This is a genomic window from Dyella marensis (genome assembly GCF_900112865.1).
In the GTDB taxonomy this organism is placed as follows: domain Bacteria; phylum Pseudomonadota; class Gammaproteobacteria; order Xanthomonadales; family Rhodanobacteraceae; genus Dyella_D; species Dyella_D marensis_A.
Genome location: NZ_FONH01000002.1, coordinates 218777 through 245256 on the forward strand (window position 1 = coordinate 218777; position 26480 = coordinate 245256).

A 26480-nucleotide genomic window follows, 5' to 3' on the forward strand; every position below is an offset into this window, starting at 1 on the left:
GAATTGCTGCGCTTCCGTCCCCAGGGTTGCCGTTCGATCCTTATGTGGACCCGTTCGCAAAACCGGAAACGGGAGCCGCAACCCTGCGAGTCCAGTGTAGGAAGGTGCGGCCAGGCGCGAAGGGGCCGCAGCGCGCCAGCGCTTGGTCAGGCGAGGCCATTCGCCACCACGCGCAAGGCGTAGGTTGGGGTGAGCGCAGCGAACCCCAACGTGGCGTTTGCCCGTGCGAGGTGCGTTGGGGTTCGCTGCGCTTACCCCAACCTACGCCCTGCTTATGGCCCTGGCTGCTCCGCCTCGCACACCTCGCGCGCGCACGTCCTGGCATACCCCAGTACCAAGCCCAGGCTCACCTCGCTCTGCGCCAGCACCGCCACGATCAAGCCCACCTTCCCGCGCGGCACCTTGCACGCCACCAGCTTGTGCGTGCGTCCTTCGATCAGCAGATAACCCGGCGAATCGGCGGCCAGTTCCGCCATCACGCTGTTGGACAGCGCCATCAGCGAGCTGCTCATCGCCGCGAACTTGCCCACCGGCACGCGCGCGCGCGAACGCTCCGCGTAGCAGCGGCCGTCGCGCAGCGCGAACATGCCGGCGACGATGCCCTGGCAATGCGTCATCGCCTTGTCCAGCGCGGCCAGGCACTGGCGCTGGCTGGGCAGGTCCAGGCCGCTCATGCCAGGCCCTCGGTGCGGCCCGGCTCGCCGTTCGGCTCGAAGCCGAAGCCGAATTCCAGGATCACCAGCAGCAGTTCGATCAGGTGCGCGATGTCTTCGCGCCGGCGCGCATCGACCGTCATCACCGGCGCCATCAGGCCGTGCTCGCGCACCGTTTCGCGGCAGCGTTCGGCGATGGCGTCGGCGGCCTGCTCGCTTTTGTTCAGCGCCACGATGAACGGCATCTTGCGCAGGTCGCCGCGGTGGCAGGCCAGCGTGCGCGACAGCTCCTCGACGGCGTCGCCGCTGGTGGCATCCACCAGCACGATGGCGCCGAGCAGGCCGGCGCGCACCACCTCGAACATGTAGCTGAAGCGCTCCTGCCCCGGCAATCCATAGAGAAGCACGCGGCTGTCGCCGTCCAGCTGCAGTTCGCCGTAGTCCAGCGCCACGGTGGTGGTTTCCTTCAGGTCGCGCAACTCGTCCGTGCAGGGCACGTCGGTGGAGACCGGATCGATTTCGCTCAGTGCGCGGATGCAGGTGGTCTTGCCCGAGCCCGGAGCCCCCATGAAAACGATCTTGTGGACTTCGCCCATCATTTCCCCAATCCGAATCGATGCAGAATGCGGCCGGCCAGCGACGACCAGCGCCGCCCGCCCCGCTCTTGGACTGCCGCGGCCACCTCGCGCACGCGCGGAATGCGTTCGGCCAGGCCGGCCGCGCGCAGACGCTCGACACACAGCTCCACGTAGCGCACCGGCAGCTCGGTGCGCTCGGCGATACGCGGCAGCGGCAGCGGTTCGGCGCAGATGCTCGCCATCACTTTCCACCACGACCTGGGCCAGTCGCCCAGGTCGCGCGGCCACGCTACCAGGCGGTACGACCACTCCAGCGACGGCGTCGCATCCGCGTACGGCCGCTCGCCGAGCACCCGGCTGCCCGCTTCGCTCAGCAGGGCCAGGATCTCGGGCGGGCGCAGCGGCCGGTGCAAGGTGCCGCGCGGATGATTGCGCGGCCGCGACGAGCAGCCGATCACGCGCGGATGACCCGGCGGCACCGTGGGCGCGGCCGGATGATCCACGTTGATCAGGCACACATCGGTGGGCACCGTGGCGTCGGCCACGGTGTCCGCCACCCAGGCATGCTTCAGGTAGGGCTTGAGCAGGCCGAGGATCGAACGCAGGGCGCCGACCTCTTCCGCGCTGAAGTTGGGGCATGCGATCCGCAGCGCGCGGATGCTGTCGTCTTGTCGGCCCATGGCCACTGCTACCGCGCAAACCAGGCCTTAGATCGAAGCCTCCAGCGCCACCATGCTCAGCCGCGAGCGCGTCAGCACCATGCCGATGTTGGCGGCCACGCGCGCGACGAACACCGCCACGTGGCTGGGGTTCTTCTTCGAGCGGATGAACACATGGATCAGGTTGGTGCTGAACACCACGATCTCGTTGAAGTAGTGCGCGCCGGCCGCGCGGTTGGTGATGCCGCGCGACTGGTCGAACAGGCGCTCGATCTCGGTCACGTTCTTGCCCTGGAACAGGTCGCCGGTGGCGGCCGCCACCAGGTCCAGGATCTCGCCCGGATGCGAGTCGACGGTCTTCACGCCGAGCAGGAAACCGCTGGACATGTCCACGTAGCCGACCGCCACGCATTCGGGAACGTCGGTCTGTGCCGCCGACAGTGCTTTATCCAGAGACATCTGGGTCCTCTCTTGTGGGTCAATAGTTGCGGTTAGGGAATACGGTTGGGATGCAGCTGCCGCGCGGCCTGCGCGAAGCCGCGCACGAAGTCGGCCTGCGCGCGGGTCTGGATCGCCATCGGGCGCGCCGCGCGCACCTTGACGATGGCTTCCTCGGCGCCGTCGCCCAGCCACACCAGCACGGCGGCGAGCACAGTGCCGGTGCGGCCCAGGCCGCCGCGGCAATGCACGGCCACGCCGTCGCCCGCGCGCATGGCGCGCTCGACCAGGCGGCAGATGCGCACGGCCTGGTCCAGGCTCGGCGGCGCCAGGTCGCGGATGGCGAAGTGGTGCAAGGCCATGCCGTGTTCGTGCAAGGCATCCAGCGGATACAGGCAGCGTTCTTCGGCGCAGACCAGGGTGCGCACGCCTTCGCTGGCGAGGTAGCGGAACTGCGCGTCGACATTGGAAGTGATGCCCGGACGGCTCATGCCGCACAGCAGGCCCGGCAGCAGCCACCACACGCCGACGTCGGGCCGCAGCTGGCGTGCCGGCGCCGGCAGGTGGCAGTTGCCGGTATCGACGTAGATACGCCCCGCCGGCGTGCGCGGCTCGCGGAAGAACGCGCGCGTCGGCGTCCATTCCTGCATCGCACCGCCGGACAGCAAGGCGGTGGCGCCGCCCACGTGCAGGCAGTCCAGCCGGTTATGCGTGGCGACCACCACGCAGGCGCGCGCGGCGACGGCCTTGAGCCGCGCGCGCACCGCCAGCGCCATCGCCTCGTCCAGGCCGGCGGTCGGTTCGTCCAGCAGGTACAGGTCGGCCGGCGCGGCGAGCGCGGCCATCACCGCCAGGTATCTGCGCAGGGCGCGCGGCCACGCGGAAACTTGGGTTTCCGCGGCGGCATCTGCCTCGCGCCGGATCTCGCGCAGCCATGCATGCATCGCATGGCTTCCGGGCGGGATTCCCCCTTCCAACAGGTCGCGCTGCCCGAGCCAGGCGATCGACGGCGATACCGCTGTCAGCGGCAGGCCGCCCCAGGTCGCCGTGCCCAGCAACCTGGCGTCTCCGCGCGCGGCGATCGCGCCCAGCAGCGAGGACTTGCCGGTGCCGCCGCCGCCCACCAGGAACAGCGCGCCGGGCCGCTGCACATCGAGCGACACGTGCCGCAGCACGCAATGCGTGCCGCGCATGATCTCGATGTCGTGAAGCGCCAGCATGCCTTACCCCCTGAGGTACCGAGCGTGGGGCGCCGGCGTGGCATGGGCATATGGTGTTGGCCGGGTCTGCCGATGGACATGTCAGGGCGGGACAGGTGCGCTGTCAGTTGAGGCCCGCGCTCGCCGGCCGGCCTTGCACGTAAACCGCGGCGCCGGGGTTCGCGTTCGCTCATTCCAGCCTGCGCCAGCCGATGGCCCGGATGGCCATTCTTTTGGCCCGTCGCGACATGGAATCCAGCGGCGCGCATGGCTAGGTTCCGCCATCCTCTCCCGCCAGAACGCCATCCATGCCCCCCATCCGAAGCTTTGACGCGGCGCCCACCAGCCCGCTGCACTCCGCCCGCGTCCCGCGCACCGCCATGCTGGTCGTCGAGGACCGCGTCGAGCTGCGCGATTCGCTGCGCTTCCTGCTGGAACGCTTCGGCCACGAAGTGCTGCTGGCCGGATCGGCCGAGGAAGGTCTCGCCGTGCTGCGCGCACGCTCGGACATCGGCGTGCTGCTCACCGACATCGGTCTGCCCGGCCTCGACGGCTGGCATTTCGCGCGCGAAGCCCGCGCGCTGTACCGCGGGCTCGGCGTGATCTACATGTCGGGGCACGCCGGCGGGGAATGGCAGGTGCAGGGCGTGCCGGGCAGCATGTTCCTGGGCAAGCCGTTCGAGATCAGCAACCTGCTCGCGGCGATGGGCACCGTGCTCAGCCCGGACCACCGCTAGCGCTAGCGCGCGCGCGGCGCGGCTTTCTCCAGGTCCAGCAGATAGCCGATGCCGCGCATATAAGTCAGCGGCAGTTCGAAGCCGGTGCGCTGTTCCACCTTGCGGCGCAGGCGGTGGACCAGCAGGTCCAGCCGCGCGGTACGCGGCTCCTGCTCCGCGGTTTCCAGCAGGCGCAGCAGCTGCTCGCGGCTCACCGGTACTTCCGGCGAAGCGGCCAGGTGGCGCAGCACCTGCCGTTCGGCGAAGGACAGCGGCGCGACGCGCCCGTTCGGCGCCCACAGCTGCCAGTCGTCGGCACCGAAGTGCCACGAGCGCGCCAGCGGTTGCGGCTCCGGATCCAGCCGCTCGGCCAGACGCGTCAGCGCCGCGGTCAGCAGCGCGGCATCCACCGGCTTGGGCAGGCACATGTCGGCACCGGCATGCAGGCCTTCCAGCGCCCCTTCCTTCGCGCCGAAACCGGTGAGCAGCACGATGCCGGTGCGCGACAGATGGCGCAGGTGACGCACCACGGTCAGGCCATGCTCGTCCGGCAAGGCCACGTCCACCACCACCGCATCGAACAGCTGGCCGACCCAGGCGCGGTAGAGATCCGCGGCCGAGCCCATGGCGACGGCGGCAAAACCCGATTCGTGCAACTGCGCGAGCGCCGGCTTGCCGCGCAGGCCGGCGTCGGCGGTGACGATGGCTACCTGGCGTTTCACCGCTTCGCGCATGGCACCGCCCGGTTCGCTGTCACTTTCATACTGCCTGTCCACATCCGTGCCATCGGAAAATCCGAGTGCAATGGCCGCGAGACTAGTGAGCGGACCGAGCGGCGCTCAATCGATCCAGAAAAAAACGCAAATGCCGCTGTGATATTTCGCAAACTATCCTTCACCAAGCTGAAGCGCTCACGCTGGCGTGCGCGGATCGGCGCATGAAAGATGCGCAAATCAGCGCAATAAAAACGGGCGGGGAAAATCATCGAAAAAAGAAATCCGGCGCAAAAAAAACCGGCGATGGTAGGTCGCCGGTTCGAACGGTACAGCCAATGAGTCGGAGGTTCATTGCACTGCCCACACAGCCTAGGGAGGCGGCGTCTTCACTCGCGACCGGCCGGACAGCGCAGTCCCCGGGGGCGAGGGCTGCGTGGCCGCCCGGACCGGGGCATCCTCCCCGGGGCGAGCGAGACGTTGTTAGAAAGCGCGGCGCCGATAGACCGTTGCGCGCCCTTTGGGCGCCGCTCCCTCCACCGCGGCCTTCGGTGGGAGTGGAGTCCCGAAGGTGGTGCCAGTGCGAGGTAGACCCAGGTTAGGGTCGGCACCCCGGCCCGGCCATGTCAGCACGGGCCAATCTTCGGTGCGGATGCATCAGCCGGAGGGCAGCGGCCGTTCGCCGGCCAGCAGCTTGGCGCGCTGCACCGCCTTGTCGCGCGCATCGGCGTGGCCGAGCGCCTGGTAGATGCGCGCTTCCAGCGCCACCACGCGCACATCGTCCTGCGCCCAGGCCGACAGCGTGCCGCTCACCGTCAGCGCCTGGTCGGCCTGCCCCGCCTTCAGCAGCGCCGCGGCGTAGGAGCAGCCGATATTGACGATCAGCGAGGGCACGCCTTCGCGGCGCGCGCGCGCCAGCAGGGATTCGAGCATCGCCAGGCCGCGCGGCGCATCTTTCGCAGCGACGGTTTCGGCCTGCGCGAGGTTGGCATACAGCAGCGACCAGTCGCCGTCGCCCGCAGGCTGGCTGGCGGCCCAGGCGCCGAAGCGCGCGGCCTCGGCGGCGGCTTCGTCCGCATGCCCGCCGCGCTCCAGCGCGCGTACCAGCACCAGCCATACGGTGGCGCGATCCTGCTGGTCCAGTCCTTCTTCCGGCGCCATCGCCTGGCGCGCCTGCCGTGCCGCTTCGGCGTCGTCGCCCATGTCCAACGCCATCTGCGCCAGCAGCGCCGGCACTTCGGCGGCGAGGACCGCATCCTCGTGCGGATCGATCTCGCGCAGCAGCTGGCGGGCCAGCGAGGAAGCTTCCAGCATGCGGCCGTTGTCGGCCAGCGCGATCGCACGCACGAAGGTGAGTTCGCGGCGCATGTGCACATCGGCCAGGTCCGCGCTCAAGGGCCAGAAGCGGTCGGTGATGGCCAGCTCGTCGCGGTATTTCAGCTGCTGCTTGGCCACGCTGGCCATGCCGTCCAGCACGGCCGGCAGCATGGTGCGCGCGCCGTAGCGCGAATACTGGTCGTAGGCGCGCTGCAGGAAGGTCATCGCGCTGTCGAGCTGGCCCTGCTTGGCGGCGATCAGGCCCATGTCGAAATCCGCGCGCGACATGCCGAACACATTGCCGGTCAGCGTATACGTCGCCCTGCCCTTGCCCAGGAAGGTCATGGCCACGTCGATCTTGTCCTGCGACTGCGCCAGCCACGCGCGGTTGAGATAGGTATTGGCCAGCTCGTCGCTGGCCTTGGCCTGCTCCAGCACGTGGATCGCCTCGTCCAGCGCCGCCGCGGCGCGGTCGAATTTCTGCGCGGAGGCATAGCGCAGGCCCAGCGTGAACAGCACGCGGCCGCGCAGGATCGGATCCTTGCTGTGCTCGCGCTCCAGCCGCGAAAGCAGCTCCTGCAGGTGTTTCTCGCAGGCGTCGCGCTGGCCGCGGTCGCATTCGAGGATGGCGCGCGTGTAGTCGACCTTCGGGTCGTTGCGCCATTCCGCCGGCACGTCGTCGATCACTTTCTGCGCGGCATCGATCTGGTTTTCCATGCGCGCGGCCGCCACTCTCGCCAGCCAGTCGTCGAGCTGCGAAGGCGTCTGCGCACTGCCGGTGCCGGGCACGCCGAGCCGCTTCACCAGTGCGTCGGAAGCCTGCTTGGCGGCGGCCAGCACGTCCCTGGCGATGACGTCGACACCATCGACGTGCCCGTCGGCCGAGCGCAAGCCCAGGTGGATGCGCCATGCGCCGTCGAGGAACTGCACTTCCGGCGCGATCTGCCAGGTGGCATCGAACGGATGCCTGCTGTCGTCCTCGTCGAACGCGCCGTCGCGCGACAAGGCCACCACGGTTTCGCTGGGCACCGTGCGCAGGCCGGCGGCGCGCAGATGGTTGGCGACGATGTCCATCACGCCGTAGCGCAACCAGCCCCACTCGCCTTGCGCCTGCACCTTGGCCGGCAGCACCACCACCAGGGCCGCGGGAACCAGCGCCTGCGCCGGCGTGGAAGCCTTGCGCGCGGTCCACCACCAGCCGGCGCCGAGCAGCACGAGGCAGGCGAGCACGGCAGGGACGATCCAGAGCAGGCGGCGGCGCGGCGCGGCAGTGGGCGGCGATGGCTCCATGCCGGCCTCCTCGTCCGCCGGCGCGGCGGGACGCTCCACCAGCGCGGCTTCCGGCGCCACGGTTTCGACCGCGGTCTCCGCGATCCAGTGATAGCCGATGCGCGGCACCGTGCGGATGCACGAGGTGTCGCCTTCCCACAGCCGGCGCAGCCGCACGATGTGCTGCGCCAGCAGGTTGTCGCTGACTTCGGTGCGGCCCCAGACGGCCGCGATCAGCTCGTCCTTGCCGACCGGCCGCTGGCGGTGCTCGACCAGGTAGACCAGGCAGTCGAAGGCGCTGGCCGGCAGGGTGATGAGCTCACCGTCCCGCCGCAGCTCGCGGGCCAGGGGATCCAGGCGGAACCGGCCGAACACATAAACGGGCTTTTCCATGGAAGCGCATCATACGTCGCGGCCCTTTCCGTGGGCTGTGGTGCGTCCATGCGTGGTCGGCAAGGCTCCGAAGCCGCCCTGCCAGCCGTCATCCCGGCGCAGGCCGGAATCCAGTGGCGACATGCCATAGGGAGCGAAGAGGTCTAAAAGCAAAGCTTTTGCGTCTTCAGCGACAACCGGGCATTGGCGCCACTGGATCCCGGCCTGCGCCGGAATGACGACCCTGGAGCCGGCCGCTCGATGGCCATGCCAGCTACACGGGAGCTGCCAGCTGCTTCAGAGATACCGCGTCCAGGTAATCGTGCTCAGGTTGTCGTTGGTCGCCTGGGTGCTGTTGTTGCAGTTCTTCATGCAAGGCACGGCGCCCGGCTGGTACGTATCCGGCAACTTGCTGTAGTCGAGCAAGGTGGCGCCGCTCAGCGAGACCGGCTTGGTGTCCGCCGTGTTCTGCGCCGCGGCGGTGATATAGCCGTTGATATTGGTGCTGCCGCCGGTGCTGATGGTGTTGCCGGCCATGACCGAGCCGTTGATCACCGAGGACGCGCCGACATTGATGTCGCCGCCGGAGAAGGTATCGCCCACGTAGCCGCCGGCCAGCAGGGCGACGTTGCCGATCGAATTGGGGATCAGCGTCTTGTTGGCCATATCGCAGAAATTGCTCGGATACACGCCGGCGAAATCCGCCACCTGCTGGTCGGTGAGTCCCGAACCGGTGGCCAGCCCCGCCGGCGTGGCGTTCGTGCAGATCTGGTCGTAGCCGGCGTAGTTCGGCGCGTCGGTGCGATGCGCGCCGCTGGTGCTGATGTTGCCGGTGGCGATGAAGCTGTCCAGGTAATAGCCGGTGCTCGGATTGAGATCGCCATGGAACCACAGCACGCCGCGCGCGAAGCTCTTGCCGTTGAGCGTCCATGCACCGTTGCTGTAGCTCAGGCAATCGTTCTGGTTGGAGAAGGCCTGGCAGATCGTGCGGTACGGCGTGGTCGGCTTCATGCACTGGCCCTTGCCGCCGCTGGTGAGCGTGCCGGGGACCAGCTTGGTGCACAGGAAATCCTGGTAGCCGCGGCCGTTGGCCTGCGGATACCAGCCCAGGTAATAGGTGCCGCTGTCGATGCCGTTGACGTTGGACACGGTCACGCGGATCGCGCCGTCGACGAAATCGAACGCGTAGTTGGCCGAGTCCTTCAGCGCATAGGCGTCGATCGCGGGCTTGTCGACGGTCACCGCCGGCAGCTTGGCCAGCGCCACCGGTGTGATGTCCACCTTCAGGCCCGGCTGCACGGTGACGTTGGCCGACATGAACTGCGAGCCCTTGGTCAGGGTGCCGCCGATGGTGCCGGTGACGCCGGTCCAGGTGTTCACGCTGAGGTTGCCCTGCCCGGTCAGCTGGCCGACCGAACCGGAGTTCTCCATGCTGGTATTGCCCTGGGTGATCACCGTCGTCGCGCCGCCGCCGGTCAGCTTGACGTCGCCGATGGCGGTGATCTTCGTGTTGTTGTTGCCGCCGGCATAGACCACCGAGCCGTTGGCGGTGATGGTGCCGGCGCTGCCGCCGCTGCCGGTCCACACCACCTTGCCCATGGTGCGGATGCTGGAGATGGTCACGCCGCCGGCCGGCACGATCACGTCGCCGATCGCGTCGACCGAGGTCGCGCTGCCGCCGTTGAAGGTGACCGTGCCGTTGGACTGCACCGCGAACGGCTTGGCGCCGCCGTTGATGGTGACATTGCCCAGCGCGCTGATCAGGTCGGCGCTGGCCGCGCCGGTGACGGTCACGTCGCCGTTGGCGTAGATGTTGTTGACGTGGATGCCGCTGCCCACCGTCACGTTGCCGGTGGCACGGATGGTGTTGATGCCGTCCACCGAGGCGCTGTCCAGGGTCACGTTGCCCTGCACGTTGAGGTTGGCGTTGTTGCCGCCCAGCACCTTGATGCCGCCGGTGAGGTTGAGATCCTTGTAGATGTTGATCGTATTGATCAGCGTCGGCTGGTTGGGCAGGCCTGAGGTGGAACCGCCCGAGCCCGGCTGCGGCGTGACGTCGTACACCGCCTGCAGCACGGACTTGCTCGCCGCCGCGGTGCCGTCGGCGGCGCTGCCGACCAGGTCGACCGTAATGCGGTAGGTGTTGCGGCCCTTGCCGTCCTTGCCCTTGACCACGCTGACCACGTTGGCGGTGAGCGTGCTGCCGGTGATCCGCAGCGCGCCGGAGAGCTGGGCGAGCGTGCTCTCGTCGGCTTTCTGCAGATAGCGGCGCACCGCTTCGGCGCCGTCCCAGGCGCCGTCCTGCGCGGGCGTCACCGCATGCAGGCTCAGTTGCCCTTCCTGCGTGCTGCGCACCGCGTGCGCCACGCCGAACGCGGTGGCGGTCATGGCCAGGCCGACCAGGATCACCAGCAACAAGGTGGCCATGCCGCGCTGGCGGCGGCCGCTGTCGTACGGACGGAATTTGCTCTGGCGGTGCTTGGGCATGGTGGCGCGATCGCTCAAGTCAGTGGCGGAAATTGGGCAGGCACACCGAGAACGCGGCGTGGTCGGCCATGGTCGGCTGGGTGCCGCGGCCGAAGCTGCTGGAAGCGCTGGCCGGTTCGGGGTAGTAGTTCAGCTGCATCGCGTTGACCGCATCGGTATGCGTGTACGGCCAGCAGGTGCTGGCGAGCGCTTCGAACAGGCCGGTGGCCTGCATGTTGCCCGGCGAGGTCAGCGCACGTGTCTGCCAGGTCAGCTGGCCCCAGCTGGTGGCGTCGGTACAGGCCATCGGCTGCAGCGCAAGCAGCTGTGCGCCGTTCGCACCGCCCAGCAGCACCAGGCCGCCGCAGCGATAGGCGGCCGGATCCGGATTGGCGTTCGCACCGCTGGGGTTATAGCCCCACACCACGGCATTGCCGCGCACCGCGCTGTCGTAGCCGGCGGCAGCGGTGCCGGTCAGCTTGCCCTTGTCGAACTTGGCATTGGCGATGACGATCAGGTCCTGGCCGGCGGTGGCGCTGACGCCGAAGCCGGCTTCCTGCAGCCCCACCTGCGCGCCGAGCACGCTGGCGACCACTTCGCCGTCCTGGATGGCCTGGGTCTTCACGTCTTTGGCCACTACCACCATCGACTTGTAGAGCATGAGCATGCCGCCGACCGTGATCACGCCGATCAGCAGGCCGACCAGCATGCTGATCAGGGTGTAGCCGCGCTGAAGTTGTCCGGTTCTCACGACGCGCTGTCTCCGTAGCCGTGACCATGGCCGTGGTCCTTGCCATTGCCATTGCCATTGCCATTGCCATTGCCGTTGCCATTGCCGTTGCCATTGCCGTTGCCATTCCCGCTGCCGCCGTCATCCGACGACGCGCAGGCGGTGACGTCGCCGTTGCCGACGGCGATGGACGGCGCGCTGCTGTTGCCGGCCGGATCGGCGCCGGTGCACAGCAACACCTGGGTGGTGCCCTGCACGCTGATGCCGTTGACGGTGCGCGCCGCGCCGTCGGCGCAGATCACCTGCAAGGTGGACAAGGTGCCGTTGGGCGAACGCAGCCTGGCCATGCCCTGGTTGGCCCCGCCGGGACACAGCGAGGCGCCGTAGCGCTGCAGCAGTTCGCGCATCTGTTGCGAGGCGATGCCCTCCAGGCGCTGGTCTTTGGCGCTGATCGCCAGGCGTCCGGTCATATAGGCGGTGCCGGCGCCGATGATCGCGGTGATCAGCACGGCGATCAGCGCTTCGAGCAGGACATCGCCGCGCTGGCGGCGGGCGGAGCTGCGCCGCGGCCGGCGCTCAGGGAACGGATACGACGAAGGCATCTTCATCACCTGCATGGGCCTCGATGGATGTGGTCGTGCACGTCGCCGCGGCGACGTCCATGGCCAGCGCCGCGCCGCGGGCGCTGTAGGCGACGCAATGGAAGGCGGCCTTGCTGGCCAGCACGATCGAACTGCCGGTCGGCAGCGTGGCGCTCCACGCCAGCGTGCCCTTGCCGCAGGCGGTGCTCTGGTCCGGGCGCGCCACCGCGATGGTGTTGCCGCTCAGGCAGACGAAGGCGCCCGGTTGGGCCGGATCGGCGATGCCGGAGGGATTGCGCATGGCCAGCGCCTTGGCACGCCCCAGCCCTTCGGCCAGGATGCCCGCGGCCTCGCGCTGGTGGGCCGAATCGACCCAGGCCTTGGTCAGCGGCAGGCCGACCAGGCAGATGACGAACATCAACGTGATGGTCACCATCAGCTCGATCAGCGACATGCCCCGCTGCCGGCGGGGATGCCGGCCGGTCACCATGTGGTGATCGAACCGCAGTCGCCCGGCACCTTGCGCTGGCCGGCGTCGTCGAGGGTCAGCTGGCACTGCGCCAGCCGGCCGGAGGTGCCGTTGGCGGTGAGCAGGTAGCCGGCGGCGGTGGACTTGACCGTATAGGTGAAGTCCTTGCCCTGCGCCGGGTGCCAGCCCTTCAGGCCGGTCTCGGTATCGGCCGTGCTGGTGGTGTTCATCACCGGATACGCCAGCTGCCGCTGCAGCGCGTTCTCCAGATTCAGCGACAGCGCCACCAGGTCGCCCTGGGCGGTGCGCACCTTGCTGCGGGTGATGTACGACAGGTACGAGGAGATCGCGATGGCGGACAGCACGGCCACGATGGCCAGCACCACCATCAGTTCGATCAGCGAAAAGCCGCGGACGCGCACTGGCGCCGCTTTAAGGTTGCATGACATTGGACGGTCGCCCCCTGTGGCGAAAGAGCGTCCGCACCTCCGCCCGGGCGGGCGCCGCGGAGAGGTGGCCTGACCGGGAAGGGTGCGGACGATGGCGACAGTGTCCCTGCCCTGCGCCGGCGAATGGAGTTCCGGAAGGCGCCAGCGTGGGGTCAGTTGAGGCCAGGGTTCCGGAGGGAGCCGCGCACATCCGCGGTTGCGCTCCGCCTGCCCCCCCCTTCTCCGTGTATGTACCGGCCACATGGTGGACAGGTGTTCGGGGACATGGTGGACACCCCTCAAGAAGGTGGAACCCTTCTCCCTCCGGGAGAAGGTGGCGGCAGCCGGATGAGGGTGCGGGCGGAGCGGTGCACATCACCCTTGCGCTCCGCCCGCACCCTCACCCCCACCCCTCTCCCGGAGGGAGAGGGGCTCAGCGTCGCGGTACGCGCAAACGTTGCGGCCCCTCGACCTTCAAGATGGAACCCTTCTCCCTCCGGCGACCCGAAGGTAGTCCCCGTGGGAGAGAAGGTGGCGGCAGCCGGATGAGGGTGCGGGCGGAGCAGTGCGCATCACTTCCACGCTCCGCCCGCACCCTCACCCCAACCCCTCTCCCGAAGGGAGAGGGGCTCAGCGTCGCGGTACGCGCAAACGTTGCGACCCCTCGACCTTCAAGGTGGAACCCTTCTCCCTCCGGGAGAAGGTGGCGGCAGCCGGATGAGGGTGCGGGCGGAGCGGCGCACATCACTTCCGCGCTCCGCCCGTACCCTCACCCCAACCCCTCTCCCGAAGGGAGAGGGGCTCAGCAAAGAACCTCACCACATCGAAAACGCATGCTTCATTCATCCCCCGCGAATGCCATTCCGGCGTAAAAACCGAGACTTGCGTCTCATCCCTCCGCAGCCCGCGGAGTGCTGGAGACCGCGATGTCACCGATGCCCCCCGACCGCCTGGTCGTACCCGCCACCCACGTCTACACCCTGCGCCGCCTGCTCATCACGCACGGCGGACCGGTGACTCACGCTCTGGATGAGCTGGACCGGCCGCTGGCCCAGGCCGGCCAGGGCGGGGCGGTGTCCCTGCGCCTGGACGACCAGTGGTGCGCCCGGGTAGAAAGCCTGGGGCAGCCGGAACTCGGCCACCTTTCCGGCCGCGCCTGCCGGGTCGCCGAACACGGCGTGCTCGGCTTCGCCCTGCTGAGCTGCGCCAACCTCGGCGAGGCGCTGAAGCTGTGGACCCGCTACGCCCCCACCCTCGCCGGCGGTTTCGAGATCCGCCAGGCAGTGGTGCCGGGCGGCATGGAATTCACCATCCGCGACCTGTACCCGCTGCTGCCGGGCCGCAGCTTCGCCATGGACCGCTTCGTCGCCTTCACCCTGGGCCTGTGCGAACAGCTGGCCGGCCTGCCGCCGCAGGCCATGGCGCTGTACCTGCCCGCCCGCGCGCTGACCCGCGCCGTGGCCGCCTCCCGCCATCACCCGATGCCGGCGCTGGCCGGCGATCCTGGCCAGGTGCGGCTGATCGTGTCCAACACCAGCCTGGCCACGCCGATCGCCAGCGCGCACGCCGCCCTGCTGGCCGTGCTGCAGCAGCAGTGCGAACTCGAACATGCGCGCGTGCGCCGCCCCGGCGACTGGGCCGGCCGGGTCGAACACCTGCTGGAGCGCCGCCTGGACCTGCCGTTCCCGATCGAGGCCGCCGCCAAGGCGCTGTGCGTGTCCACCCGCACGCTGAAGCGCCGGCTGCAGGAAGAAGGCTGGAGCTACCGCACCCTGGTCGACGAAGTGCGCAAGCGCGAAGCCCTGCGCGCGATGGCCAACCCCTCGCTGCGCCTGGAAGACATCGCCGGCCTGGTCGGCTACACCGACCAGGCCAACTTCGCCCGCGCCTTCCGCCGCTGGACCGGCCAGGCCCCCGGCACCTATCGCACCGAACAGGCGGCGAAGGTGACGCCGCTGCGCCAGGCCTTCCGCGCGGCGGCATGAAAAAACGCCCCGCTTCGCAGCGCCGCGCAAGGCGACGGTACGAAGCGGGGCGCCCGGTCAAGCGCTTGTCGATCAACCCCAGAAGCTGGTGTCGCCGTTCGCCAGCGGCGAAGCGAGCACGGTGCGATCCAGCCAGGATTCGTTGAACCAGGCCGCGAAGTCGCCGCGCATCTGCGGCGTCAGTTCGTGCTTGGCCAGGTAACGCCGCTGCCGGCATTCGCTGCCCTGCCCGGCCAGTTGCGCCACGGTGCGCTCGGCGTGTTCCAGCGGCATCCGCTCGTCCAGCACGCCGTGTCCCACGAAAGCATGCAGGTGCCCATGCCCGGCCCCCATCGCCAGCATTTCGCCAGGCAGCGGCAGGCGCCCGCCAAGCACGCCCAGGCCATGCGCCGGTTGCGTCGCATCCAGCGCCACCGACGCCGCCAGCAGACCGCCCTGCCCGAACCCCGCGATCGCCGTACGCGACGCATCCACGCCAAGCCACGCCTGCAGCATGCCCACAAAACCGAGCGTGCCCTCCAGGCTGGAGCGAAACGTGGCGCTCATGTCATGGCAACCTGACGCATCGAGCGCCGGCAGATCCCACGCAAACGCCCCGCGCCGCAACGGCACGCAAGCTCGCGGCATCACTACCGCCACACCTTCGGCGATCCCATCCGCCACCGCGGCGAACTGCGTTTCGCATTCACCCGCCTCATGCAGCAGCACGAGCAGCGAAGCGACATAACCGTAGCCGCCCTTGCGCAGCAGGAAGGGAAACGCGAAGCGCGGATCGTCGATCCATTCCAATCCCTGGTCCAGGCGCTGCGGGATCCGTTCCCGCGCGAGCAGAGAGGTTTGACGTGACATGAGAACCAACGGAGCGAACAGAAGGACGACAGGAAGCCTCGCGCCCGGCAAAGACAACACGGGGAGGCGCTTGCGAACGATGATTGCAGACCGCGGCCTGGCAACTTGCCAACCACGGCGTGCGAGACATCGCAACGAACCGTGCGGACACCTCAGTGCATGCGTGCGCCCGATCACGGAATGACTCCAGTATCCGTATCTGTGCCGATGAAGACAGGTGATTTCGGGCCGGGGTGGCGTCAAGGGAGGCCAGTGTCGGGAGTGCTGGCTGATCCGCGCCGTGCTCATGCGAGCGATGAATGCAACGACACTTGCATGCTTCAAAGGCCAATTGGCATGTGCACACGTTTCCGCGAGCCCCGGCCCCTCACCCCAAACCTCTCCCCGGTGGGGAGAGGGGGATGGAGGCCGTCGCAAAAATCGAACTGAGAGCACGCGGCGCAGCCCGCGGCGTTCCGCTTGCGCGCTTTTGCTCGTGCTCTTGATCTTCAACCCCCTTGGCGCGGCGGTGAGGGCTGGACGATCAGGCTCCGAAGGGGGCGAGGACAGGAGTCCTCGCCTTTTTGACGGGACATGGATGTCCCGTCAAAAAGCCCGGCCAGCCCTCATGTACCCGCAGCAGCGAAGCTGCTGAGGGCGCCGTGCAGGGTGCCCTTCTCTTTGCCTACTTTCTCTTGGGCAAGCAAGAGAAAGTAGGTCGGGCCGCGGCAGCGGCACGAAACCCTCGCCAACGGCGAGACAAAGCTACGCGCAACGCGACCATCGAGCGTGGTCGTCACTGGATGACTCGCTTCGCTCGCCCCTTCGGGGCCGCCCTGCGGGCGTTCTTCACGCTACGCGCTCGTCCTGCCTGCGCAGGAATGACGAGCGGAGCGGATGCCGGTTCGCGCCGAATGAGGAGTCACACTTGAGCCCCCCATGATCGCGTGACACGATCCACGCGATGAGCGCCAAACCCACCCCACCGCAGCACCTGCGCGACCTGGCGCGCCTGCGTCGCGTCCGCGACCGCATCGACCGCGAATACGCACAACCGCTCAACGTCGAAGCGCTCGCCACCGACATCGGCATGTCCGCCGGCCACCTCAGCCGCCAGTTCCGCCTCGCCTACGGCGAATCCCCGTACGCCTACCTGATGACCCGCCGCATCGAACGCGCCATGGCCCTGCTGCGCCGCGGCGACCTCGGCGTCACCGAGGTCTGCTTCGAAGTCGGCTGTGCCTCGCTCGGCACCTTCAGCACCCGCTTCACCGAACTGGTCGGCATGTCCCCCAGCGCCTACCGCAGGCAGCAGGCCGAAGCCACCATCGGCCTGCCCTCCTGCGTCGCCCGCCAGGTCACGCGACCGATCAGGAATCGAGAAGCGCCGGAAACCGAGCCGCACCTAGACTGAGCGCCGTGGACAACACCACGCCAACCCCACTCAGCCCCGGAGACCGTGCCATGGACATCACCATCCATTCGAGCTTCCTCCCGCAGAACGACCCCGACGCCGCCCTCGCCTTCTACCGCGACACGCTCGGCTTCGAGGTGCGCAACGACGTCGGCTACGGCGGCAAGCGCTGGATCACCGTCGGCCCCGCCGGCCAGCCCAGTGTCAACGTCGTGCTGTATCCGCCGGAGGCCAGCCCCGGCATCACCGACGACGAGCGGCGCACCATCGCCGAGATGATGGCCAAGGGCACCTTCGGCATCATCCTGCTGGGCACGCACGACCTGGAAAAAGCATTCGAGAAGCTGCAGGCGCGCGACGCGGACATCGTGCAGGAGCCGACGGACCAGCCGTATGGCGTTCGCGATTGCGCGGTGCGGGATCCGGCCGGGAACATGATCCGGATCCAGCAGCTGCGCTGAGCGAATGCGCATGGCGTAGGTTGGGGTGAGCAAAGCGAACCCCAACGTGGCTGCAACGTTTGAGGTTCGTTGGGGTTCGCCGGTGGCTCACCCCAACCTACGCTCTTGAGAGGATGCATGATGAGCAAGGCCGACCAGACCGCCAACCGCCACGACCTCATCCGCGTCCACGGTGCGCGCGTGAACAACCTCAAGGACGTCAGCGTCGACATCCCCAAGCGCCGCCTGACCGTGTTCACCGGCGTGTCCGGCTCCGGCAAGAGCTCGCTGGTGTTCGGCACCGTCGCCGCCGAATCGCAGCGCCTGATCAACGAGACCTACAGCGCCTTCGTGCAGGGCTTCATGCCCACGCTCGCACGTCCCGATGTCGACGTGCTCGAAGGCCTGACCACCGCCATCCTGATCGACCAGGAGCGCATGGGTTCGGACCCGCGCTCCACCGTCGGCACCGCCACCGACGCCAACGCGATGTTGCGCATCCTGTTCAGCCGCCTGGGCAAGCCGCATATCGGCCCGCCCAGCGCGTTCGCCTTCAATGTCGCCACGGTGAACGCGGTCGGCGCGCTGACGGTGGAGCGCGGTGCGAAAACCCGGACGGTGAAGGAAACCTTCAGCCGCACCGGCGGCATGTGCCCGCGCTGCGAAGGCCGCGGCGCCGTCACCGACTTCGACCTGGCGCAGATGTACGACGACAGCAAGTCGCTCAACGAGGGCGCGCTGAAGATCCCCGGCTACAGCATGGACGGCTGGTTCGGGCGCATCTTCAGCGGCTGCGGCCTCTTCGATCCGGACAAGCCGATCCGCAAGTTCAGCAAGAAGGAACTGCACGACCTGCTCTACAAGGAGCCCACCAAGATCAAGGTCGACGGCATCAACCTCACCTACGAGGGGCTGATCCCGAAGATCCAGAAATCGATGCTGGCCAAGGATGTCGATGCGATGCAGCCGCATGTGCGCGCCTTCGTCGAGCGCGTGATCACCTTCAGCACCTGCCCCGATTGCGGCGGCACGCGGCTCAGCGCGGGCGCGCGCTCCTCGAAGATCGGCAAGCTCAACATCGCCGACGCCTGCGCGATGCAGATCAGCGACCTGGCCGCCTGGGTGCGCGGCCTGAAGGAACCCTCGGTGGCGCCGCTGCTGGCCAAGCTGCTGCACACGCTCGATTCCTTCGTGGAGATCGGCCTGGGCTATCTGTCGCTGGAGCGGCCCGCGGGCACGCTGTCCGGCGGCGAGGCACAGCGCACCAAGATGATCCGCCACCTCGGCTCCGCGCTCACCGATGTCACCTATGTGTTCGACGAACCGACCATCGGCCTGCATCCGCACGACATCCAGCGCATGAACGGCTTGCTGCTGCAGCTGCGCGACAAGGGCAACACCGTGCTGGTGGTCGAGCACAAGCCGGAGGCGATCGCCATCGCCGACCACGTGATCGACCTGGGTCCCGGCGCCGGCTCGGCCGGCGGCAAGGTGGTATTCGAGGGCAGCGTCGAAGACCTGCGCGCCAGCGGCACGCTGACCGGCAAACACCTGGACGACCGGGCCCGCCTGAAATCCTCGGTGCGCAAACCGTCCGGCGCGCTGAAAGTGCGCGGCGCGAAAACGCACAACCTCAAGAACCTCAACGTCGATATCCCGCTGGGCGTGTTGGCGGTGGTCACCGGCGTCGCCGGCTCCGGCAAGAGCTCGCTGATCCACGGTTCGGTGGCCGGCCAGGACGGCGTGGTGGCGATCGACCAGGCGCCGATCCGCGGCTCGCGGCGCAGCAATCCGGCCACCTATACGGGCCTGCTCGATCCGATTCGCAATGCCTTCGCCAAGGCCAACCAGGTCAAGCCCGCCCTGTTCAGCGCCAACTCCGAAGGCGCCTGCCCTAGCTGCAACGGCGCCGGCGTGGTCTATATGGACCTGGCGATGATGGCCGGCGTCGCCACCGTGTGCGAGGAATGCGAAGGCAAGCGCTTCCAGGCCCAGGTGCTGAAGTACAAGTTCGGCGGCAAGGACATCAGCCAGGTGCTGGCGATGCCGGTGGACGAGGCACTGGCGTTCTTCGGCAATGGCAAGAGCGGCGTGCCGGCCGCACGGGCCATCCTCGAGCGCCTCGCCGACGTGGGCCTGGGCTATCTCGGCCTCGGCCAACCGCTCACCACCTTGTCCGGCGGCGAACGGCAGCGGCTGAAGCTGGCCACGCAGATGGGCGAGAAAGGCGGCATCTACGTGCTCGACGAACCGACCAGCGGCCTGCACCTGGCCGACGTCGGGCAACTGCTCGCCCTGCTCGACCGGCTGGTCGACGGCGGCAAGTCAGTGCTGGTGATCGAACACCACCAGGCGGTGATGGCGCATGCCGACTGGATCATCGACCTTGGGCCGGGCGCCGGCCATGACGGCGGGCGCGTGGTGTTCGAAGGCACGCCCGCGCAGTTGGTGACGGAGCGTTCCACGCTGACCGGCGAGCATCTGGCGGCTTATGTCGGCGCGTCGACGGCGCGCAAGACCGCCCGATCAAAAGCGCGCGCGGCGTCCTAGCACCATGCCCGCGGCCGCTGGTCCGGCGGCGGCACGGGGTCGATAACCGGCGCCGGCAGATCGGGATCGACTATCGGCGGCGGCACAGGCCCGGGCATGGGCGGGATTTCCGGCGAGTCTGGCATCGGCGTGGCCGGATCCGGCGGCGGCGGACCGGGCGGTTTCACCGGATCCGGCGTGGGGGCGGGCACTTCGCCCGGCCCGGCGATGCCGGTCCAGGAAAAAGTCGATGGCGCGTACAGCCTGGCCGTGGCGCAGCGGGTAACGTGCATCTGGTTATCGTCGACATCGAAGAAAAGTTTCATGCAGGACATCCCGCCGCGCCGTCGTCAGGTCAATGCGCGGCCGTGGTGGCCGGCGCGGGGTTCGGCGAGGTGTGCGATGCCGGCGGCAACGTGGAGCTGGACGGCGAAGTCTGTGCCGGAGGCGGCGGCGTGGTGGCCGGTGCGGAGGCCGGCGAGGCCGGCGTGGAAGCGCCCGGTTGTGCCGCGTTCTGGTCGGTGTTGTCGTTGCGGCCGGTGCAGCCGGCCAGGGCCAGCAGGCTGGCGGTGAGGACGGTCGTCGCGTAAGCGCTGAAACGTTTCATGGGAAGCCTCGTGTCGAAAGTGCATCGTCAAGGGACGGTTCGCGCACCGGCGCGGCATCCGCGCGGCGCGCCATTCAGTGCGGCGTGGATACGCGCTCGGAGACCTCGGCCTTGAGCGATCGGGCGTCGGTGCGTTCCAGGTCGGCCAGCGCGACGATGCCGCAGATTTCGCCGCTGCCGTCGGTGATGGGTACACGGCGGATGCGCTCGCCTTTCATCAGGTTGGCGACCTCCTCCAGCGAAGCGTCTTCCTGCAGGGTCTTGGCCGGTGCGGTCATGCACTGCCCCACCCTCGACTGGTCCGTGCGCTCGCCATTGGCCACGCAGCGCACCACGATGTCGCGATCGGTGATCACGCCGGCCAGATGCCGCTGCGCATCGACCACGGGCACTTCGCCGACGTCCTCTTCGAGCATGATCCGCGCGGCGTGCTCGAGCGTGTCGTCCGTCGAACAGCAGCGCGGCTGCGGGGTCATGATGTCTTTTGCCTTCATGTCTTTGGCCTTCATGCGGTTCTCCACGCGCCTCGGTCCCGCGGTGCTCTGCAGTCCCGTGCCCGCCCTTGGCTTCAGCGATGCTTGTGGCTCTGCTCGCCGGCCTGGACGTGCTGCTCGTGGCTGCCGCCGCGGCTGCCGGCGCTCTTGTCCTGCATGTCCTTGCCGCCGGCATTCTGCTGCTGGCCGCCCTGGCTGGCCTTGCCGCCCTTGCCGGAAGCCTCGCGCTGTTTCTGTTCGTCCATCGAGCCGAAGCCACGCTTGTTATCGTTCATGATTCATCTCCGGGGTTGCGAATGAGTGCTGCGCGGAGCGCATGCTGGCGTCTCGCACGAATGCATGTTGCGTACCGGGGATTGAAAGCGATGCGTGCAGAGGGTCAACGGGCTCTTCCACAGCGGCACCACGTTCATCCCGCGGCAAGGCGCGCGGCAACCTGCCGCAGGTCCTTCACCAGCTCGGCATAGGCGCGCTCGCGCGCATCGCCACCGCGTGTGCGCAACACATAGGAGGGATGCCAGGTGGCGATGCCTTCGGCCTGCGCCGCCAACGGTTGCCATTGCCCACGCTGCTGCGTCATGCGAAAACGCGCGCCGAACAGCGCCTGCGCCGCCATCGCGCCCATCGCCACGACCAGGCGCGGCTTCACCCGCAGCAGTTCCGCCGCCAGCCACTGACGACAGGCGGCCTGCTCGGCCGCGTTGGCGCGCTTGTGCAGGCGCGCCTTGCCGCGCGGCTCGAACTTGAAGTGCTTGACGGTATTGGTGAGATACACCGCTTCGCGACTCAGGCCCGCCTGCGTCAGCGCCTTGTCCAGCATGCGTCCGGCCGGCCCGACGAAAGGCGCGCCCTGCAGGTCTTCCTGCGCCCCCGGCTGTTCGCCGATCAACATCACCTGCGCATCGGCCGGCCCTTCGCCGAACACGGTCTGGGTGGCATGCATCCACAGCGGGCAGTCGCGGCATTGCTTCGCCTTGCGGCGCACCGTGGCCAGCGAGCCGGTAGGAATGCGCTCCGGCGGCTTGGCCAGCGGCAGGTCCGCTACATCGGGCCGGAATGGAATCCGCTGCGGCATGCGGGCTCCGTGCGATGAAGTTGTGCAGCGCTTTAACCGATGACGGCTGAAGACGCAGTGCACATGACGTCAGCGAACCCGAGCAAGCGCACTCACGACGCGGCGCCGCGGATTTCACGCATGCGTGAAAGCGCGCGGCAGAAGCTGTGATTTCCCCACGCCGAGCCGAGCCATATGCCCGATCGCAAGACGCCGCGCCCCGCTGCCGAGATCGAACACGCATCGAAAGACCGCAAAAGCACCTCCTGGCTCAAACGCCTCAGCGCCGGCCTGATCACCGGCGCCGCCGACGACGATCCCAGCGGCATCGCCACCTATTCGCAGGCCGGCGCCAGGTTCGGCTACGGCACGCTGTGGTCCGTGCTGCTTTCCATTCCGCTGATGGTGGCGATCCAGGCCGCCAGCGCGATGATCGGCCGCACCACCGGCCGGGGCCTGGCGCGCAACATGTCGCAGCGCTTTCCGCTCTGGCTGGTGCGCACCCTGGCGATATGGGTGGCGATCGCCAATGTGATCAACCTGGGCGCCGACATCGCCGCGATGGGCGCGGCGGTGCAACTGCTCGCTGGCGGTCCGCGTCTGCTGTACAGCACGGTGGCCGCCCTGCTCTCGCTGGCGCTGCAGGTCTACGTACCTTTCTCGCGCTACTCGCCTTATCTGAAAGTGCTGACCTTCAGCCTGTTCGCCTATGTCGGCACGCTGTTCGTGGTGCAGGTGCCGTGGAAGGAGGCGCTGGCGGCACTGGTGATACCGCAGATCCAGCTGAAGGCCGAATACGCGGTGACCATCGTCGCGATCCTTGGCACGACGATCAGCCCTTACCTGTTCTATTGGCAGGCCGCGCAGGAAGTGGAGGAGCTGCGCCACGATCCCGGGCGCGAGCCGCTCAAGCGCAAGCCGGCCCAGGCACCCGAGGCGCGGCGGCGCATCCGCGTGGATACGGTGGTGGGGATGGTGTACTCCAACACGGTGGCGTTCTGCATCATGCTGACCGCCGCCGTGGTGTTGCATGCGCACGGCAAGACGGAGATCCAGACGTCCGTGGATGCAGCCGCTGCGCTGCGCCCGGTGGCGGGGGCATTGGCATTTGCCTTGTTTGCCGCGGGTATCGTCGGCACCGGCCTGTTGGCCATTCCGGTGTTGGCGGGTGCGACCGCCTATTTCCTCGCCGATGCGTGGGAGTGTCCCTGCGGGTTGGAGAAGAAGCCTGGCGAGGCGAAGGTGTTCTATGGGTTGCTGGTGGCGGCGGTGGTGCTGGGCACGGCGCTGACGTTGACGCCGATCGATCCGATGAAGGCGTTGTTCTGGAGTGCGGTGATCAATGGGGTGGCGGCGGTGCCGTTGATGGCGGTGATTGTGTTGTTGGCGGGGGATCGCCGGGTGATGGGGGCGCAGGTGGTGGCGCCGTGGGTGAGATGGGGCGGGTGGGCGGCCACGGTGGCGATGGGGGTGGCGGATGTGGTGATGTTTTTGACGTTTTTTGGGGGAGTGGGGTGATCGCTGGTGCGATGGGGAGGCGCTGCTTGCGCTTTTTTCCGTCATTCCGGCGCAGGCCGGAATCCTGTTTCCGTGTCGCCTGATGGTCGCGTGGCGGCGACTTGGCCGCTACGCAGCGGGCGTTCCTTTTTTTGCTCGTCATTCCGGCGTAGGCTGGAATCCAGTTTCCGTATCGCCTGATGGTCGCGATCCGGTGACCTGGCCGCTTATGCAGCGGGCATTTCGGACGCCTGCCGGCGCCCGAGTTACTTTTTCTTTGCTGGCCCAAAGCAAAAGTAACCAAAAAGAAATGGCCTAAGAGCCGGGACTGAGGCGAGCTTTGGCGCTGCGCTTCTCTTGCCACACCCTTGCACCCCTCACCCCTCCGGGGAGAGCGCAGGGTGAGGGGCCGGGCGGAGCGTCGTGTAACCTCGCGATCCCGGCGTAGGTTGGGGTGAGCCGCAGGCGAACCCCAACGCTGCGAGGCGTATGTAAGGTGACGACGTTGGGGTTCGCCTGCGGCTCAAATGCCAACCACAAATCAGCCTTTCCCTACAGACACGCCATGCGCATCTCGATAGCCTGAGCAGGTCGTCGATGCACCGCGTCTCGGATACACATCGACGACCTTCCGCGATGAAGCGAAAGCGCGGGCCGCATGGGGTAGTGACCCATACGGCCCGCTGACCACAACCAACTTACACGGAGTTAGTCATGGCTATCAGCAATGATACGGGAACGTTTTGCCCGAATGTTCTGACCGAACATGCCCCTACCAGCCCCTTGGGTCGTCCTTTCCACGGCGCCGACACCGACTCAAGCTTCCAGCTCCGCACCCACAACGACCTGGCCAGCATCAGCATGGCCATCAACGTCCTTACCGGCATCCTCGCCAACAGCGACACCTTCCGCGACCTGCAGGCATGCAACGTGCCGGTGCAGCAGGGCGAATGGCCACTGCCGCCGACCTGCGTGGAAGGCGTGTTCACCGCCGTGCATTACCTGAGCCGTTATGCGGAATCGCTCAGCTATCGCCTCGATGAGGCCGAGGAAGGCATCGCTCCGTAAGGCCACGCGTAGGTTGGGGTGAGCCGCAGGCGAACCCCAACATCGTCACCTTCATACGCCTCGCAGCGTTGGGGTTCGCCTGCGGCTCACCCCAACCTACGCCGGATCGCGAGGTTTCGTACGACGCTCCGCCCGGCCCCTCACCCTGCCCTCTCCCCGGAGGGGAGAGGGGTGCAAGGGTGTGGCAAATAAAGCGCAGCACCAAGGCTCGCCCCAGTCCCGCTCTTAGGCCATTTCTTTTTGGTTACTTTTGCTTTGGGCCAGCAAAGAAAAAGTAACTCGGGCGCCGGCAGGCGTCCGAAATGCCCGCTGCATAAGCGGCCAGGTCACCGGATCGCGACCATCAGGCGATACGGAAACTGGATTCCAGCCTACGCCGGAATGACGAGCAAAAAAAGGAACGCCCGCTGCGTAGCGGCCAAGTCGCCGCCACGCGACCATCAGGCGACACGGAAACAGAATTCCGGCCTACGCCGGAATGACGAAAAAAAGCGCAAGCAGCGCCCCCCATCGCACCAGCGATCATCCCCCCCGCGCTGACTGCGCCTCGATAAACACCCTCCGGATCTCCGGATGCTCCCTCTTGATCTCCCCCTCCATGCGATTCACCGCCTCCTGAATCGCCGCCGCCGACAACGACGGCACAAACGACAGACTGATATTCAGCAACACCTCCCGCGGCGCGAAATGCATCGTCAACAGCTCATTGATGCCGCGCACCTCCGCCTGCGCCAGCACCAGCCGTCGCACATCGGCAACCACCTCCGGCCGTACCGCCTCCCCCACCAGCAGACTCCGGCACTCGTTCGCCAGGAGCAGCGCCGTCGCGGCCAGGATCAAGCCGATCACCAGCGACGCCACGCCGTCATACACCGGATTGCCCGACCACACCGACGCCGTCACCCCCGCCAGCGCCACCAGGATGCCCAGCAGCGCCGCGGTGTCCTCGAACAGCACCGTGAACACCGTCGGATCCTTGCTGGCCTGCACCGCCTGCAGCAACGGCGCCTGGCGCGTCTGGCGGCGAAAGGTTTGCAGCGCCAGCAGCCACACGCTGCCCTCGAATATCGCCGCGGCGACCAGCACGGCATAACTGGCCCATGCGTGCTGGATCGGATGCGGCGCGCGGATCTTCTCGATGCCCTGGTACAGGGAAACGCCGGCGCCAAGGCCGAAGATCAGGATCGCCACCATGAACGCCCAGAAATACAGCTCCAGGCCGTGGCCGAACGGATGCCGCGGCGTCGCCGGCACCGCCGCGCGGCGCAGGCCGTGCAGCAGCAGGAACTGATTGCCGGTGTCCACCACCGAATGGACCGCTTCGCTCCACATCGCCGAACTGCCGGTGACGAAAGCGGCCAGCGCCTTGGTCACGGCGATCGCGCCATTACCCAGCAGCGCGGCCAGGATCACGCGGCGCGAGGGCTGCCCCTTGGCCGGCTGTGCGATATCGAGGCGGCGCACCGCGTCGCTGGCGTGGGCGCGGTTCATCGGTGCAGGATGGTGATCTTGCCGTTCGGCTCCAGCCGCGCCTCCACCACGTCGCCGACATTGCGCACGCCCTGCGCGCGCAGCGCGCGCTCGAACATCGCCATCGGTACGTTATTGCGTCGCAGCGCCTCGCGGTCGACCAGGCCATAGCGAGCCAGCACCGCTGGCTCGCCTTCCACCAGGCGATTGAGCGACGACGTGCGCGCGGTGAAGAACGCGATGATCCGGTCCAGCGCCAGGATGGTGGCAACGCCGATGAAGGCGCCGAGCAGCGAGTTGTCGTCGCCGACGATCGCCGTGCGCAAGGTGCCGCCGACCAGGATCAGCACCACGATGTCGAAGGCGGACAGCTCGCCGAAGGTGCGCTTGCCGGCCAGCCGCAGCAGCACCAGCAGGCCGATGTAGGCGATGGCGCCCCGGACCACGAACATGTACCAGGGCATGGTGAGTTCGGTCATGGTCATGCCGTTGCCTACCCTCCTGCA

At 67.9% G+C, this 26480-nt stretch carries 27 protein-coding genes; 7 read left to right on the plus strand and 20 right to left on the minus strand.

The window, feature by feature from the left end:
• Nucleotides 1-272: 272 nt before the first annotated feature.
• The 5 genes from BM172_RS03720 to BM172_RS03735 are packed head-to-tail and all read right to left on the minus strand — an operon-like array spanning nucleotide 273 to nucleotide 3548.
• Nucleotides 273-674 carry a roadblock/LC7 domain-containing protein gene (locus BM172_RS03720; protein ID WP_026636640.1) on the minus strand — a complete coding sequence of 134 codons (402 nt, stop codon included), beginning with the start codon at nucleotides 672-674 and terminating at the stop codon, nucleotides 273-275.
• A complete protein-coding gene (locus tag BM172_RS22400) occupies nucleotides 671-1252 on the minus strand; it encodes a GTP-binding protein (protein ID WP_051549035.1) in 582 nt (193 codons plus the stop codon). Before BM172_RS22400 ends, BM172_RS03720 begins: the two co-directional genes overlap by 4 nt.
• Nucleotides 1249-1911 (minus strand): hypothetical protein, encoded by a 663-nt coding sequence (locus tag BM172_RS22405; protein WP_035323864.1) that lies wholly within the window; start codon nucleotides 1909-1911, stop codon nucleotides 1249-1251. The genes BM172_RS22400 and BM172_RS22405 overlap by 4 nt, the downstream gene beginning before the upstream one ends.
• 27 nt (nucleotides 1912-1938) lie before the next feature.
• Nucleotides 1939-2349, minus strand: coding sequence for a hypothetical protein (locus BM172_RS03730; RefSeq protein WP_026636638.1), 411 nt, complete (start codon nucleotides 2347-2349; stop codon nucleotides 1939-1941).
• Between the two features lie 32 nt (nucleotides 2350-2381).
• On the minus strand, nucleotides 2382-3548 hold the full coding sequence (locus BM172_RS03735; protein ID WP_026636637.1) for a phosphatase domain-containing putative toxin: 1167 nt from the start codon (nucleotides 3546-3548) through the stop codon (nucleotides 2382-2384).
• Between the two features lie 287 nt (nucleotides 3549-3835).
• Here BM172_RS03735 and BM172_RS03740 point away from each other — a divergent pair, with 287 nt between their 5' ends.
• The gene (locus tag BM172_RS03740; protein ID WP_081805293.1) at nucleotides 3836-4264 is read left to right on the plus strand and encodes a response regulator; all 429 of its coding nucleotides are present in this window, start codon (nucleotides 3836-3838) and stop codon (nucleotides 4262-4264) included.
• Nucleotides 4265-4266: 2 nt separating this feature from the next.
• Here BM172_RS03740 and BM172_RS03745 read toward each other — a convergent pair whose 3' ends face one another.
• From BM172_RS03745 to BM172_RS03775, 7 genes are all read right to left on the minus strand, one after another.
• Nucleotides 4267-4977, minus strand: a complete 711-nt coding sequence (locus BM172_RS03745; RefSeq protein WP_026636636.1) for a response regulator transcription factor — start codon at nucleotides 4975-4977, stop codon at nucleotides 4267-4269.
• A 636-nt stretch (nucleotides 4978-5613) separates the two neighbouring features.
• The gene (locus BM172_RS03750; protein WP_026636635.1) at nucleotides 5614-7935 is read right to left on the minus strand and encodes a winged helix-turn-helix domain-containing protein; all 2322 of its coding nucleotides are present in this window, start codon (nucleotides 7933-7935) and stop codon (nucleotides 5614-5616) included.
• A gap of 276 nt (nucleotides 7936-8211) precedes the next feature.
• Nucleotides 8212-10401: a hypothetical protein gene (locus tag BM172_RS03755; protein WP_026636634.1), complete on the minus strand. Its 2190-nt coding sequence runs from the start codon at nucleotides 10399-10401 to the stop codon at nucleotides 8212-8214.
• A gap of 19 nt (nucleotides 10402-10420) precedes the next feature.
• Complete coding sequence (locus tag BM172_RS03760; RefSeq protein WP_026636633.1) at nucleotides 10421-11131, minus strand: PilW family protein; 711 nt, start codon at nucleotides 11129-11131, stop codon at nucleotides 10421-10423.
• Nucleotides 11128-11712, minus strand: a complete 585-nt coding sequence (locus BM172_RS03765; protein ID WP_143096442.1) for a hypothetical protein — start codon at nucleotides 11710-11712, stop codon at nucleotides 11128-11130. The genes BM172_RS03760 and BM172_RS03765 overlap by 4 nt, the downstream gene beginning before the upstream one ends.
• Complete coding sequence (locus tag BM172_RS03770; protein ID WP_026636632.1) at nucleotides 11687-12181, minus strand: pilus assembly FimT family protein; 495 nt, start codon at nucleotides 12179-12181, stop codon at nucleotides 11687-11689. The genes BM172_RS03765 and BM172_RS03770 overlap by 26 nt, the downstream gene beginning before the upstream one ends.
• A complete protein-coding gene (locus BM172_RS03775) occupies nucleotides 12175-12582 on the minus strand; it encodes a type IV pilin protein (RefSeq protein WP_051549032.1) in 408 nt (135 codons plus the stop codon). The genes BM172_RS03770 and BM172_RS03775 overlap by 7 nt, the downstream gene beginning before the upstream one ends.
• Before the next feature lie 932 nt (nucleotides 12583-13514).
• Here BM172_RS03775 and BM172_RS03780 point away from each other — a divergent pair.
• On the plus strand, nucleotides 13515-14573 hold the full coding sequence (locus tag BM172_RS03780) for a helix-turn-helix domain-containing protein (RefSeq protein WP_026636631.1): 1059 nt from the start codon (nucleotides 13515-13517) through the stop codon (nucleotides 14571-14573).
• A 72-nt stretch (nucleotides 14574-14645) separates the two neighbouring features.
• Here BM172_RS03780 and BM172_RS03785 read toward each other — a convergent pair whose 3' ends face one another.
• Entirely contained in the window at nucleotides 14646-15422 is a 777-nt protein-coding gene (locus BM172_RS03785; protein ID WP_177218779.1) for an alpha/beta hydrolase, read from the minus strand.
• A 943-nt stretch (nucleotides 15423-16365) separates the two neighbouring features.
• Between BM172_RS03785 and BM172_RS03790 the strand changes: the two genes are divergently transcribed.
• The 3 genes from BM172_RS03790 (at nucleotide 16366) to BM172_RS03800 (ending at nucleotide 19805) form a co-directional block, all read left to right on the plus strand.
• Entirely contained in the window at nucleotides 16366-16815 is a 450-nt protein-coding gene (locus BM172_RS03790; protein WP_026636629.1) for a helix-turn-helix transcriptional regulator, read from the plus strand.
• Between the two features lie 50 nt (nucleotides 16816-16865).
• The gene (locus BM172_RS03795) at nucleotides 16866-17276 is read left to right on the plus strand and encodes a VOC family protein (RefSeq protein ID WP_026636628.1); all 411 of its coding nucleotides are present in this window, start codon (nucleotides 16866-16868) and stop codon (nucleotides 17274-17276) included.
• 120 nt (nucleotides 17277-17396) lie between these two features.
• Nucleotides 17397-19805: an ATP-binding cassette domain-containing protein gene (locus BM172_RS03800; protein ID WP_051549030.1), complete on the plus strand. Its 2409-nt coding sequence runs from the start codon at nucleotides 17397-17399 to the stop codon at nucleotides 19803-19805.
• Here BM172_RS03800 and BM172_RS22660 read toward each other — a convergent pair.
• From BM172_RS22660 to BM172_RS03825, 5 genes are all read right to left on the minus strand, one after another.
• On the minus strand, nucleotides 19802-20110 hold the full coding sequence (locus BM172_RS22660; protein WP_197022890.1) for a hypothetical protein: 309 nt from the start codon (nucleotides 20108-20110) through the stop codon (nucleotides 19802-19804). The two genes, BM172_RS03800 and BM172_RS22660, sit on opposite strands and share 4 nt — an antisense overlap.
• A 29-nt stretch (nucleotides 20111-20139) precedes the next feature.
• On the minus strand, nucleotides 20140-20391 hold the full coding sequence (locus BM172_RS22410) for a hypothetical protein (protein ID WP_035323856.1): 252 nt from the start codon (nucleotides 20389-20391) through the stop codon (nucleotides 20140-20142).
• Between the two features lie 74 nt (nucleotides 20392-20465).
• Complete coding sequence (locus tag BM172_RS03815; RefSeq protein WP_051549028.1) at nucleotides 20466-20900, minus strand: CBS domain-containing protein; 435 nt, start codon at nucleotides 20898-20900, stop codon at nucleotides 20466-20468.
• Nucleotides 20901-20959: 59 nt separating this feature from the next.
• On the minus strand, nucleotides 20960-21160 hold the full coding sequence (locus tag BM172_RS03820; protein WP_026636625.1) for a KGG domain-containing protein: 201 nt from the start codon (nucleotides 21158-21160) through the stop codon (nucleotides 20960-20962).
• A gap of 134 nt (nucleotides 21161-21294) precedes the next feature.
• Nucleotides 21295-21960, minus strand: a complete 666-nt coding sequence (locus BM172_RS03825; protein ID WP_026636624.1) for a UdgX family uracil-DNA binding protein — start codon at nucleotides 21958-21960, stop codon at nucleotides 21295-21297.
• A gap of 174 nt (nucleotides 21961-22134) precedes the next feature.
• On the opposite strand from BM172_RS03825, the gene BM172_RS03830 reads away from it, so the two are divergent.
• Together BM172_RS03830 and BM172_RS03835 are read left to right on the plus strand one after the other, a co-directional pair.
• Nucleotides 22135-23457, plus strand: a complete 1323-nt coding sequence (locus BM172_RS03830; RefSeq protein ID WP_081805290.1) for an Nramp family divalent metal transporter — start codon at nucleotides 22135-22137, stop codon at nucleotides 23455-23457.
• A gap of 762 nt (nucleotides 23458-24219) precedes the next feature.
• Entirely contained in the window at nucleotides 24220-24504 is a 285-nt protein-coding gene (locus BM172_RS03835; RefSeq protein WP_090423540.1) for a hypothetical protein, read from the plus strand.
• A 522-nt stretch (nucleotides 24505-25026) separates the two neighbouring features.
• On the opposite strand, the gene BM172_RS03840 is transcribed toward BM172_RS03835, so the two are convergent.
• The gene (locus tag BM172_RS03840; RefSeq protein ID WP_081805289.1) at nucleotides 25027-25995 is read right to left on the minus strand and encodes a cation diffusion facilitator family transporter; all 969 of its coding nucleotides are present in this window, start codon (nucleotides 25993-25995) and stop codon (nucleotides 25027-25029) included.
• Entirely contained in the window at nucleotides 25992-26459 is a 468-nt protein-coding gene (locus BM172_RS03845) for a DUF421 domain-containing protein (protein WP_026636620.1), read from the minus strand. Before BM172_RS03845 ends, BM172_RS03840 begins: the two co-directional genes overlap by 4 nt.
• Between the last annotated feature and the right edge of the window lie 21 nt (nucleotides 26460-26480).